We start from the raw sequence: 11,981 nt of genomic DNA, 5'->3' as shown, positions 1-11,981 counted from the left end.
GGGCGTTCAGCTCCTCGCCCCCGCCGTCGACCCCCGTACCACCAGCTCCGGCTGGAACACATACTCCGTGCGCTGTACGGGACTTCCGCCGATCTCCTCCAGCAGCGCGCCCACCGCCGCCCCCGCCATCGCCTGGACCGGCTGCCGCACCGTCGTCAGCGGCGGGTCGGTGAAGGCGATGAGCTGCGAGTCGTCGAAGCCGACCACCGAGATGTCGTACGGGACCCGTAGCCCGCGCTCGCGGGCGGCCCGGACCACGCCCAGCGCCATCATGTCGCTGCCGCAGACGATGCCCGTACAGCCGCGGTCGAGCAGCGCGCCCGCCGCCACCTGGCCGCCCTCGACGCTGAACAGCGTGCAGCACACCAGTTCCTCGGCCTCCTCGCGCGAGCGCCCCAGCGAGGCGCCCAGCGCGTCGATGAAGCCCTCGCGCTTGCGCGCCGAGGGGACGTAGCGCAGCGGTCCCGTCGCGAGGCCGATCCGCCGGTGGCCCAGATCGGCGAGGTGCCCGACGGCCATGCGCATGGCCGCCCGGTCGTCCAGGGACACGAACGGCGCGCTGACCCGGTCGTTGCAGCCGTTGATCATGACGAACGGCACCCCCCGGTCGATCAGCGCGGCGTAGCGCGAGGGGTCCGCCGAGGTGTCCGCGTGCAGCCCCGACAGGAAGACGATGCCGCCCACGCCGCGCTCCACCAACTGCTCGACCAGCTCGTCCTCCGTTGCCCCGCCCGGCAGTTGGGTGCACAGGACCGGGGTGTAGCCGTGCCCGGCCAGGACCTGTTCGACGGCCTGGGCGAACGCCGGGAAGATCGGGTTGACCAGCTCCGGGGTGACCAGACCGATCAGCCCGGCGCTGCGCTGCCGCAGCCGTACGGGACGCTCGTACCCGAGGATGTCGAGCGCGGCGAGCACCCGTTGGCGGGTGCCGTCCGCGACGCCGGGCTTGCCGTTGAGCACCCGGCTCACCGTCGCCTCGCTGACCGACGCCTGCCCCGCGATGTCCGAGAGCCGTGGTGTGCCTGGTGCGCCGGCCCCCGTCGTCCTGGGCAGGGGCAGCGTCACACCGTCCACCACACCGTCGTGTCGGCGGGCAGCTCGGCCTCGGAGCCCTCGCCGGACTCGATGAACGGCCCGCTCGCCAGCAGTACCCGGCCGCGCACCGGGATCCGGACGGGCGCGCCGGTCGTGTTGACCGTGCACAGGAAGCCGGGGCGGGCGAAGACGAGCACCCCCTCGGGGGCGTCGCGCCACTCGACGGACGCCCCGGCGCCGAGCCCCGGATGCGCGCGCCGGGCGGCGATCGCCGCGCGGTACAGCTCCAGGCTGGAGCCCGCCACCCCGGTCTGCGCCTCGACGCTCAGCGCGCCCCAGTCGGCCGGCTGCGGGAGCCAGCTCCCGCCGCTGCCGAAGCCGTACGACGATCCGTCGCGGGTCCACGGGATGGGGACCCGGCAGCCGTCGCGGAAGCCGTCCTGCCCGGCCGCGCGGAAGTACGAGGGGTCCTGCCGGGCCTCGTCGGGCAGGTCGGTGACGTCGGGCAGCCCCAGCTCCTCGCCCTGGTAGAGGTAGGCGGAGCCGGGCAGGGCGAGCATCAGCAGCGTCGCCGCGCGGGCCCGGCGCGCGCCCAGTTCGCGGTCGCCCGCGTCCCGGAGCTGGGTGCCGAGGGCGACGGGGTGGGCGAAGCGGGTGGTGTGCCGGGTGACGTCGTGGTTGGACAGCACCCAGGTGGTGGGGGCGCCGACGGGACGCATCGCGGCGAGCGAGGTGTCGATGACGTCGCGCAGCGCGGCGGCGTCCCAGAAGGTGCTCAGATACTGGAAGTTGAAGGCTTGGTGCATCTCGTCGGGGCGCACGTAGTTCGCGGTGCGCTCGACGGTCGGTGTCCACGCCTCGGCGACGGCGATCCGGTCGCCGGGGTATTCGTCCAGGATGGTGCGCCAGCTCCGGTAGATCTCGTGCACACCGTCCTGGTCGAAGAACGGCATCACGTCGTTGCCCAGCAGCTTGAGCTGGCTGTCGCCGCCGGTTTCGCCGATGTCGGGCAGCCCGGCGGCCTTGACGAGTCCGTGCGCGACGTCGACCCGGAAGCCGTCGACGCCCATGTCGAGCCAGAAGCGCAGGATGGAGCGGAACTCGTCGGCGACGGCCGGATGGTCCCAGTTGAAGTCGGGCTGCTCGGGCGCGAAGAGATGCAGATACCACTCGCCGGGGGTGCCGTCCGGGTCGGTGGTCCGGGTCCAGGCGGGGCCGCCGAAGATGGACTCCCAGTCGTTGGGCGGCAGTTCGCCGTGCGCGCCCTTGCCGGGACGGAAGTGGTAGCGCTCGCGCAGCGCGGAGCCGGGGCCGTCCTTGAGGGCGCGGCGGAACCAGTCGTACTGGTCGGACGAATGGTTGGGCACCACGTCCACGATGACGCGCAGGTCCAGCTCGTGCGCGTCACGGATCAGCGCGTCCGCGTCGAGGAGCGAGCCGAACATGGGGTCGATGGCGCGGTAGTCGGCGACGTCGTAACCCGCGTCGGCCTGCGGCGAGGCGTAGAACGGGCTGAGCCAGACGGCGTCGACACCCAGCGCGCGCAGATACGGCAGCCGGCTCCGTACGCCTTCGAGATCGCCCATGCCGTCGCCGTTGGAGTCGGCGAAGCTGCGCGGATAGACCTGGTAGATCACCGCGTCCTGCCACCAGCCGCAGCGGTGGCCCGGAGCGTCGTCGGACGTGCCGGTGGAAGGGGCAGCGAGGTGCTGGGTCATGTCGTCCCTGGGGGGTCTGGGTGGTGGGTGGGGGCGAGTCGGGGAGGGGGCGCCGTCAACCCTTGACGGCGCCCGCGGAGACACCGGTCACCAGATGGCGCTGCGCGAACAGGAAGACGATCGCCGCGGGTATCGCGATGAGCACGGACGCCGCTGTCATCGGACCCCATTGGGCGCCGTACTGGTTGACGAACTTCTGCAAACCGCCCGCGAGGGTGAGGTTCTCGTCGCCGACCATGAACGCGGAGGCGTACGCCACCTCGCCCCAGGCGGTGACGAAGGAGTAGAACGCGGTCACCGCGAGGCCGGGCTTGGCGAGCGGGAGGATCAGCCGCCAGAAGGTGCCGAACGGGGTGAGTCCGTCGACCATGCCCGACTCGTCGATCTCGCGCGGGATGGTGTCGAAGAAGCCTTTCATCATCCAGGCGCAGAACGGCACGGCGATCGTGAGGTACGTGATCACCAGCCCGGCGGCCTGGTTGAGCAGACCGAGGCTCGACATGATGTTGTACAGCGGCACGATGAGGACCGCCATGGGGAACATCTGCGTGATCAGCAGGGTCCACATGAGGCCGCGTTTGCCGGGGAAGCGGAAGCGGCTGACGGCGTAGCCGGTGGTGGCGGCGGTGAACACGCCCAGCACGGTGGTGAGTCCGGCGATGAGCAGCGAGTTGCCGAACCAGGTGAGGAACGGCGTGTCGTCCAGCAGGTTGGTGTAGTTCTCGAACGTCGTCTCTTTGAAGAAGTCCGTCGTCGTCGCGTACGCGGCGGGCTTCAGCGACGTCAGCAGCACCCACAGCACGGGGAAGACCGCGATGACGGACGCCACGATCAAGGTGGCGTGCAGGCCGACGGACGCGGCCCTGGAGCGCTCGCCGCGGCGCCGTACCTTCGCGGTCGGCGGGTTCGAGGTGCTCGTCTGCGGACCGGTCACGGCGGTCACCAGGTATCTCCCTGCTTGCGGAGGACTCGTTGGTAGACCACGGCGAAGATCATCAGCAGTACGAGGATGAGCACGCCCCAGGTGGACGACTGGGCGAAGTCGCGTGGACTGATCTCGAAGGAGAACTTGTACGCCTGGGTCACCAGGATCTGGGTGGCCTCGCCGGGACCGCCTCTGGTCAGCAGGAAGATCACCGGGAACATGTTGAACGTCCAGATGGTGCTGAGCAGGATCACGGTCGTGCTGACCGATCGCAGGCCCGGCATGGTGATGTGGCGGAAGCGCTGCCAGGGGCCCGCGCCGTCCATCTCGGCGGCCTCGTACATCTCCCCCGGAATGGACTGGAGTCCGCCGAGCAGCGCCACGAGCATGAAGGGCACACCGAGCCAGATGTTCACGGCGATGACCGAGAACTTGGCCCAGGTGGGGTCGTTCAGCCACGGCACGGCGTCGATGCCGCCGCCCGCGAGCAGCTTGTTGAGGAAGCCGCGGTCCTCGTTGTAGAGGAAGCGCCAGGCGAAGACGGAGACGAAGCCCGGTACGGCCCACGGCAGGATGAGCATCATGCGGTAGGCGGAGCGGCCCGCGATCCGGCGGTTGAGAATGTTCGCCAGGCCGAGACCGAGGGCGAAGGTGAGGCCGACGCAAGACACCGTCCACACCAGTGTCCAGCCGAGCGTGGACAGGAACTGATTGCCCGTCAGGGCGTCGGCGTAGTTGTCGAGGCCGACGAACTCGTAGGTGGCGGGCAGGTGGTTGACGCCGATGTTGCGCTCGACGTTGCGCTCGTTGGCATCGGTCAGCGACAGATAGATGCCGCGGACCAGCGGGTACCCGACGATCACGCCGATCACGGCCACCACGGGGGCGACCATGGCCCACGCGTACCAGTGGGTCGAGACCGAGCGCCGCAGCCCGCCGGGGGTTTTGCCGGTGCCGGGGGGTTTGCCAGTGCCGCGGCTCCGGCCGCGGGCGACATCCGAGTCACCCGCGGCCTTCACCGCCGACTGGCCGGTGGGGACAGCCATCAGCCGGCCTGCCTTCCTTCCTCTCGTTCCGTCGTCCTACTTCCAGCCCTTGAGCAGATCGCGGTAGGAGTCGCCGGTCGCCTTGACGCCCTTCTCGGGGGTCGTCTGCCCGGTGAGCACCTTGGTGTACTCGGTCACCAGCGGGGCGAACAGGCTGCCGGTCTCCGGGATCCAGGGGCGCTCGATGGCCTTGTCCACGACCGGCTTGAAGAAGCCGACGATCTCGTTGCTCGCGACGTCGGGCTGCGAGTAGACGGAGGTACGGGTCGGCAGCAGGTTCAGCTCGGTGGTGATCTTCGCCTGGGACTCGGCGGAGGACATGTACTCCACGAACGCGTACGACGCGTCGAGGTTCTTGGAGCCCGCGTAGACCGCGAGGTTGTGGCCGCCCTGCGGGGCGCCCTGGCCGGCCGATCCTGCGGGGACCGGGGCGACGCCCAGGTTGGCCTTGTCCTTGAACTGCGGTCCGGCGTAGGTGTCGGCGATCGCCCACGGGCCGTTGATCATCATGGCCACGTCGCCGTCCTTGAAGGCGGCCTGCATGTTCTCCCAGCCGTCGGTGGCGTCGGTCTTGGCGGCGCCGGAGTCGACCAGGTCCTTCACGACCTCCATGGCCTTGACGCCCGCCGGGCTGTCGACGGTGACGGTCTTGCCCTTGGCGTCGACCAGGTCGCCGCCCTCGCCGTAGAGGAACGACAGGAACCAGTACGCGTCGTCGCCGCGCAGATACATGCCGGTCTTACCGGTCTTGTCCTTGATGGTCTTCGAGACGGTCTTCAACTCGTCGATGGTGGTGGGGACTTCGACCCCGGCGTCCTTGAAGATCTTCTTGTTGTAGAAGATGCCGAGGGAGTCGATGACCTGCGGGACGGCGTACGTCTTGCCGTCGTACTTGGTGGAGGCCGCGGCCTGCGGTACGAAGTCCTTCTCGTCCTTCAGCGCGGCGGTGCCGTCCAGCGGCGCGAGGTAGCCGAGGTCGGCGAACTCCGGCGTCCACGCGACCTCGGAGCGAATCACGTCGGGGGCACCGGAGTTGGACTGCGCGGCGTTCTTGAACTTGTTCTGCGCCTCGCCGAACGGCACGTTGACGTACTTGACGTCGACGCCCTTGTGCTTGGCCTCGAAGTCCTCCGCGAGCTTCTTGAAGACCTTGTCCTCGCTGCCCACGGTCGAGGTGTCCCACCACGTGACGGTTCCCGTCAGCTCGCCCGAGCTGGACTTGCCGCCGGTGGACTCCTCGTCGCCGCCACAGGCGGTCGCCGCGAGCGCCAGGGTCGCGACCAGGGCGGTGGCCGTTATGCCACGTCGCATCTGAAACTCCTTCAACTGCCGTACCGCTCCGTCGCGGCGCCGGGTCGACGTGAACGTAACAAGGATGAAAGAAGGCCGAAAGAGCTTGCGGAAGATTTCTGCAAGCATCTGTGATCGTTACATTCACGTGTCCTCACAGTTGCCGCAAGGACTCTTGACGAGAGGCGCCCGAGCTGACAAGTACGGTACGTGTCGGCCGATACCGGCTCCGTGAGCGCCCGCGAGGCTCCGGCCGGACCGTCCCGCAAGGCATTGCAAGATTTTGCCGAGCCGGCCACCGCAAGGCGCTGCAAGGCATCCGCCGCCGGCCGGCCCGCGGGCCCCGGTGGCCGATTCAGGCACCTGGTGGGCAATCCGGCACCCGCCCGGTACAGTCCACTTCCATGACCGCACGGCTAGCCGACATCGCAGCCCAGGCGGGGGTCAGCGAAGCGACGGTCAGCCGCGTACTGAACGGCAAGCCGGGTGTTGCCACGGCCACCCGTGAATCCGTACTCGCCGCACTCGACGTCCTCGGCTACGAGCGCCCCGTACGGCTGCGCAGGCGCAGCGCCGGCCTCGTCGGACTGATCACGCCCGAGCTGGAGAACCCCATCTTCCCGGCGCTCGCCCAGGTCATCGGCCAGGCGCTGACGCGCCAGGGCTACACGCCGGTGCTCGCCACCCAGACCCCCGGCGGCTCCACCGAGGACGAGTTGACGGAGATGCTGGTCGACCGCGGCGTCTCGGGCATCATCTTCGTCTCCGGGCTGCACGCAGACACCTCGGCGGACATGCAGCGTTACGAGCAACTGCGCGCCCAGGGCGTGCCGTTCGTCCTCGTGGACGGTTTCTCGCCGAAGGTCCGGGCGCCGTTCATCTCGCCGGACGACCGGGCGGCGATGCGGCTGGCCGTGACGCATCTCGTCTCGCTGGGCCACCGCCGGATCGGTCTCGCCGTCGGACCCAAGCGCTTCGTGCCGGTGCTGCGCAAGATCGAGGGTTTCCGCGCCACGATGCGCGAGCAGTTGGAGCTGACGGCCGACGACACAGAGGAGTTGATCCAGCACTCTCTGTACACCCTGGAAGGCGGCCAGGCGGCCACGACGGCGCTCATCGGGCGCGGCTGTACGGCGGTGGTGTGCGCGAGCGACATGATGGCGCTGGGCGCGATCCGCGCCGCCAGACAGCTCGGCAAGGCCGTGCCGCGCGAGGTGTCCGTCGTCGGATTCGACGATTCACCGCTCATAGCGTTCACCGATCCACCACTGACCACCATCCGCAAGCCGGTGCCGTCGATGGGCCAGGCCGCCGTGCGCACGCTGCTGGAGGAGATCGGCGGGACGCCCGCCCCGCACAGCGAATTCGTCTTCATGCCCGAGCTGGTGGTCCGCGGTTCGACCGCTTCCGGCCCGGCGCCGGGCCCCTTGGGGAATCCCCCCGGAGAAACCGGGTGGAAGTCAGGGTCGCCGGCTCGTCCGTAGGGCGTAGCGCGTGCGTTCGGGACCCACCCGAGGGATGATCGGTCGAGGGCGGAAATCTGGCAGACTCTCTCCCCATGGGTGAAACGACCGTGAAGATTCCGGAAGGCACGAAGGCCCCGCCGACACCCCCCACGGGTGCGACGGCGGACGAGTCCGGCCCGGTGTCCCCCACCGGTCGCCGGCGCCGTATCCGCTCGCCACGGCGCCCCCGTATCTGGTTCGAAATCCTGCTGATCGCGGTGAGTTACTGGACGTACTCACTGGTCCGTAACGCGGTGCCCGAGCAGAAGGCCGAGGCCCTGCGCAACGCGGACTGGATCTGGCACGCGGAGCGCACCCTGGGTCTCAATTTCGAGGAGGCCGTCAACCACGCGGTGAATTCGGTGACATGGCTGGTCGTCGCCATGAACTACTACTACGCGACGCTCCACTTCATCGTCACGATCGCCGTGCTGGTCTGGCTCTACCGGCGCCATCCGGGCCGTTACGCGGCGAGCCGGCTCATCCTCTTCGCGACCACCGCTGTGGCACTGGCCGGTTACTATCTGTATCCGCTCGCACCGCCTCGGTTGATGAACGGGCAGAACTTCATCGACACGGTGCAGCTCCACGAGACCTGGGGTTCGATGGCCTCGGGCAACTTCAAGCAGATGTCGAACCAGTACGCGGCGATGCCCTCGATGCACATCGGCTGGTCGCTGTGGTGCGGGCTGACCATATTCGCGCTGGCCAAGGCGCCCTGGGCGAAGATCCTGGGGCTGCTCTACCCGACAGTCACGCTGGTGGTGATCGTGGCCACCGCGAACCATTTCTGGCTGGACGCGGTGGGCGGCATGATCTGCCTCGCGTTCGGATTCGCGGTCTCCTACGGCTGGTACCGGGCGCTGCCGCACCAACTGCCGAGGCTGGTCGAGGACGACCGCCCGAGGCGGCGCCGGTGGCCACGCAGGGCGGGTACGTCGGGTACGTCGGGTACGGGGGCGGGAGAGGGTGCGGAGCCCCGGCCGCAGCCGGCCGGACAGAGCGCGACGGGCGCGGTGGCGGCACGGACCGCACTGCCGGCGCCCGGTGGGCCCGGTGCGCCCGGTGCGCCTGGTGCGCCCGGGGCCAAGCCCGCGCCGCCCACCCCCCGCGTCCCGCCGTCGGCCCGGACCCCACCGTCGTCACGGACGGCGCCGCCGAGTCAGCCGGCGCCCCCCGGTCAGGCCGTACCACCCGGCCATAGCGCGCCGTCCTCTCAGACAGCGCCGTAGAACAGCTCCTCCATCACCGCGCGGGCCCGCCTGGTGGTCCGGCGGTAGTCGTCGATCATGTCGCCGCTGTGTCCGTTGTACGGGCCGGCGCCGGGCGGCACCGATCCGGGGCCGTAGCCCAAGTACCGCCCCATCGCGGCCAGTTCACGGCCGTCCGAGGGGAACGTGTCGCCCGCCCTGCCGCGTACCAGCATCACGCCGTTCCGCACCCGGGTCGCCAGGACCCATGCGTCGTCAAGGATCTGGGCGTGCTCGGCGGAGATCAGGTCCGCGGCGTGCGCGGCGGCCAGGGCCTCGCGTGTGCGGGTCGTGCGCAGGCCCGGCACGTACCAGGCGTGCCGCATCTGGATCAGTTGCACCGTCCACTCGACGTCCGAGAGCCCGCCCCGGCCCAGCTTCGTGTGCAGGGTGGGGTCGGCTCCGCGCGGCAGCCGCTCCGTCTCCATCCGCGCCTTGAGCCGGCGGATCTCCCGTACGGCGGCCTCGTCCAGGCCGTCGGCGGGATAGCGCAGCGGGTCGATCAGCTCGATGAAGTCCCGGCCCAGCTCCGCGTCGCCCGCCATCGGCTCGGCGCGCAGCAGCGCCTGGCTCTCCCAGCCCAGCGACCAGCGGCGGTAGTAGGCCGCGTAGGAGGCGAGGGTGCGCACCAGCGGGCCGGTCTTGCCCTCCGGGCGCAGATCGGCGTCGATGATCAACGGCGGGTCGGACGTGGGCAGTTGGAGGAGTCTGCGCATCTCGGTGACGACGGTGCTCGCGGCCCGTGACGCCTCCTGGTCGCTGACGCCCTCGCGCGGCTCGTACACGAACAGCACGTCCGCGTCTGAGCCGTAGCCCTGCTCGTGGCCGCCGAAGCGGCCCATGCCGATGACGGCGAATCTGGCGGGGAGAGTGTCGCCCCAGCTCTGGCGCACGGCGGCGCGCAACGCGCCCGACAGGGTGGCGGAGTTGAGGTCGGTGACGGCGTTGCCGACGCGGTCGACCAGCTCGCCGGGGTCCTCCTCCGCCGGGTTCTCCTCGGTGCCGTAACTGCCGATGATGTCGGCCGCGGCGGTCCGGAACAGCTCGCGCCGGCGCACCCCCCGGGTGACGGCGACGGCGATCTCGGCGGTCTCGGCCCGCCCGACGGCGGCCAGCACCTCCAGCTCCAGATGTTCGCGCCCGCGCGGTTCGAGACCGCCCCGGTCGCCGAGGATGGCGACCGCCTCCGGCGCGCGCAGCAGCAGGTCGGGGGCGAGCCGGCCGGCGGACAGCACCCGGGCCAGATTCTCGGCGGCGGCCCCCTCGTCCCGGAGCAGCCGCAGATACCAGGGGGTCTTGCCGAGCGCGTCGGACACCTTGCGGAAGCCCAGCAGTCCGGCGTCCGGGTCGGCGGAGTCCGCGAACCAGCCCAACAGCACGGGCAGCAGGGTCCGTTGGATGGCGGCCTTGCGGCTCACACCGGACGACAGCGCCTCCAGATGCCGCAGCGCGGCCACCGGGTCCGCGTAGCCGAGGGCTTCGAGGCGCTGGCCCGCCGCCTTCGTGCTGAGCCTGATCTCGCCGGGGGCGAGCTGGGCGACGGCGTCGAGCAGCGGCCGGTAGAAGATCTTCTCGTGCAGCCGCCGGACCATCGAAGCGTGGCGTTTCCAGGCCCGGTTGAGTTCGGAGACCGGTTCGGTGCGCAGTCCCAGCGAGCGTCCGAGGCGGCGCAGATCGGCGTCGTCGTCGGGCACCAGATGTGTACGCCGCAGCCGGAAAAGCTGGATGTGGTGCTCCATGGAGCGCAGGAAGCGGTACGCCTCGTCCAACTGCGCCGCGTCACTGCGCCCGACGTAGCCGCCGGCCGCGAGGGCCCGCAGGGCGACGAGCGTGGTGCCGCTGCGCAGCGAGGCGTCACTGCGGCCGTGCACCAACTGAAGGAGCTGTACGGCGAATTCGACGTCGCGCAGCCCGCCGGGGCCGAGTTTGAGTTCCCGGTCGATCTGGCCGACGGGGATGTTGTCGACCACCCGGCGGCGCATCTTCTGCACGTCGGGCACGAAGTTCTCGCGGTCGGCGGCCTGCCAGACCATGGGCGAGACGGCTTCCACGTAATCCTTGCCGAGCGCGATGTCACCGGCCACGGCGCGGGCCTTGAGCAGGGCCTGGAACTCCCAGGTCTTGGCCCAGCGCTGGTAGTAGGCGAGATGGCTGGAGAGGGTGCGTACGAGCGGGCCGTTGCGGCCCTCGGGGCGCAGATTCGCGTCGACGGGCCAGATGGTGCCCTCGGCCGTCGTCTCCGAGCAGATCCGCATCATGTGGGCGGCCAGCCTGGTGGCGGCCTGGACGGCCTTCGCCTCGACGCTGGCGGAGTCGGCGGCGTCCTCGGGGAGCCCGTGGTCGTGCGCGGCGGCGTGGGCGGGCTCGCCGACGAAGATGACGTCGACGTCGGAGACGTAATTCAGCTCGTTGCCGCCGCACTTGCCGAGCGCCACGACCGCGAGCCGGCACAGCGCCGCGTCCTCGGGCGCGGCGGCGCGGGCGATCGCGAGCGCGGCGCGCAGCGTGGCGATCGCCAGGTCGGCCAGCTCGGCGGCGGTCTGGGCGACGTCGGTCGTGCCGCAGACGTCGCGGGCGGCGAGGGACAGCAGACAGCGGCGGTAGGCGATACGCAGCGAGTCGACGTCGTGCGCGTCCGCGAGACCGGCCTCGAACTCGGCGACGCCGGGGTGCAGATCGGCCGACTCGTAGGTGACGAGGACCTGCCAGTCGGCGGGGTGCCGGGCGAGATGGTCACCGAGCGCCTCGGAGGCCCCGAGCACCCCCAGCAGCCTGTCCCGCAGCGGCTTCGCGGCGAGCAGGGTGTCCAGCAGGGCGTGGCGGTCGTCGGGCTCGTGCGCCTCGATCAGCCGGACGAGACCGCGCAGCGCCAGATCGGGATCGGCGGTGGCGCCGAGCGCGTCGAGGAGGACGGTATCTGCGCGTACGGACCCCAGCTCGGGGACATCGAGCAGCCGCTCCGCCGCGGACGGATCGGTGAAGCCGTGCCGGAGCAGACGGGTGAAGGTACTGCTCCTGCGTCCCTGCACCGTTATCCGGCCTTTCGTCTGTCCGATCAAGGTCCGGGGCCGAGCCTAATACTCGACCGGTCCCACGGGACGGGGTTGTGCCCCCTTGGCCGATGAGTCCTGTTGTCGCGGCCGGTCATCACTTACGGAAGGGTCGTGAGCGTACTCCGCTCACGGCCGTACGGGACCTCCGAAGGGACGGCG

At 70.4% G+C, this 11,981-nt stretch carries 8 protein-coding genes; 2 read left to right on the top strand and 6 right to left on the bottom strand.

The features are described 5' to 3' along the window. Nucleotides 1-6 precede the first annotated feature (6 nt). From OG329_RS31760 to OG329_RS31740, 5 genes are read right to left on the bottom strand one after another with little or no spacing between them, the layout of a single operon-like run. Nucleotides 7-1,077 carry a LacI family DNA-binding transcriptional regulator gene (locus OG329_RS31760; RefSeq protein WP_405799823.1) on the bottom strand — a complete coding sequence of 357 codons (1,071 nt, stop codon included), beginning with the start codon at nt 1,075-1,077 and terminating at the stop codon, nt 7-9. Further along, nucleotides 1,062-2,753 (bottom strand): glycoside hydrolase family 13 protein, encoded by a 1,692-nt coding sequence (locus OG329_RS31755; protein ID WP_405799822.1) that lies wholly within the window; start codon nt 2,751-2,753, stop codon nt 1,062-1,064. The genes OG329_RS31760 and OG329_RS31755 overlap by 16 nt, the downstream gene beginning before the upstream one ends. Before the next feature lie 55 nt (nt 2,754-2,808). Then, nucleotides 2,809-3,687 carry a sugar ABC transporter permease gene (locus tag OG329_RS31750; protein WP_405802127.1) on the bottom strand — a complete coding sequence of 293 codons (879 nt, stop codon included), beginning with the start codon at nt 3,685-3,687 and terminating at the stop codon, nt 2,809-2,811. Between the two features lie 5 nt (nt 3,688-3,692). Continuing rightward, nucleotides 3,693-4,724, bottom strand: a complete 1,032-nt coding sequence (locus tag OG329_RS31745; protein WP_405799821.1) for a carbohydrate ABC transporter permease — start codon at nt 4,722-4,724, stop codon at nt 3,693-3,695. Between the two features lie 36 nt (nt 4,725-4,760). Continuing rightward, complete coding sequence (locus OG329_RS31740; RefSeq protein ID WP_405799820.1) at nt 4,761-6,035, bottom strand: extracellular solute-binding protein; 1,275 nt, start codon at nt 6,033-6,035, stop codon at nt 4,761-4,763. A gap of 383 nt (nt 6,036-6,418) precedes the next feature. Between OG329_RS31740 and OG329_RS31735 the strand changes: the two genes are divergently transcribed. Beyond that, nucleotides 6,419-7,498 (top strand): LacI family DNA-binding transcriptional regulator, encoded by a 1,080-nt coding sequence (locus OG329_RS31735; protein WP_405799819.1) that lies wholly within the window; start codon nt 6,419-6,421, stop codon nt 7,496-7,498. A 74-nt stretch (nt 7,499-7,572) separates the two neighbouring features. Next, complete coding sequence (locus OG329_RS31730) at nt 7,573-8,751, top strand: phosphatase PAP2 family protein (protein ID WP_405799818.1); 1,179 nt, start codon at nt 7,573-7,575, stop codon at nt 8,749-8,751. On the opposite strand, the gene OG329_RS31725 is transcribed toward OG329_RS31730, so the two are convergent. After that, nucleotides 8,736-11,804 (bottom strand): bifunctional [glutamine synthetase] adenylyltransferase/[glutamine synthetase]-adenylyl-L-tyrosine phosphorylase, encoded by a 3,069-nt coding sequence (locus tag OG329_RS31725; RefSeq protein WP_405802126.1) that lies wholly within the window; start codon nt 11,802-11,804, stop codon nt 8,736-8,738. The genes OG329_RS31730 and OG329_RS31725 overlap by 16 nt on opposite strands. Between the last annotated feature and the right edge of the window lie 177 nt (nt 11,805-11,981).

It is taken from the genome of Streptomyces sp. NBC_01506 (assembly GCF_045040295.1).
In the GTDB taxonomy this organism is placed as follows: Bacteria; Actinomycetota; Actinomycetes; order Streptomycetales; family Streptomycetaceae; genus Streptomyces.
This window is presented reverse-complemented; position numbering and strand designations above follow the sequence as displayed.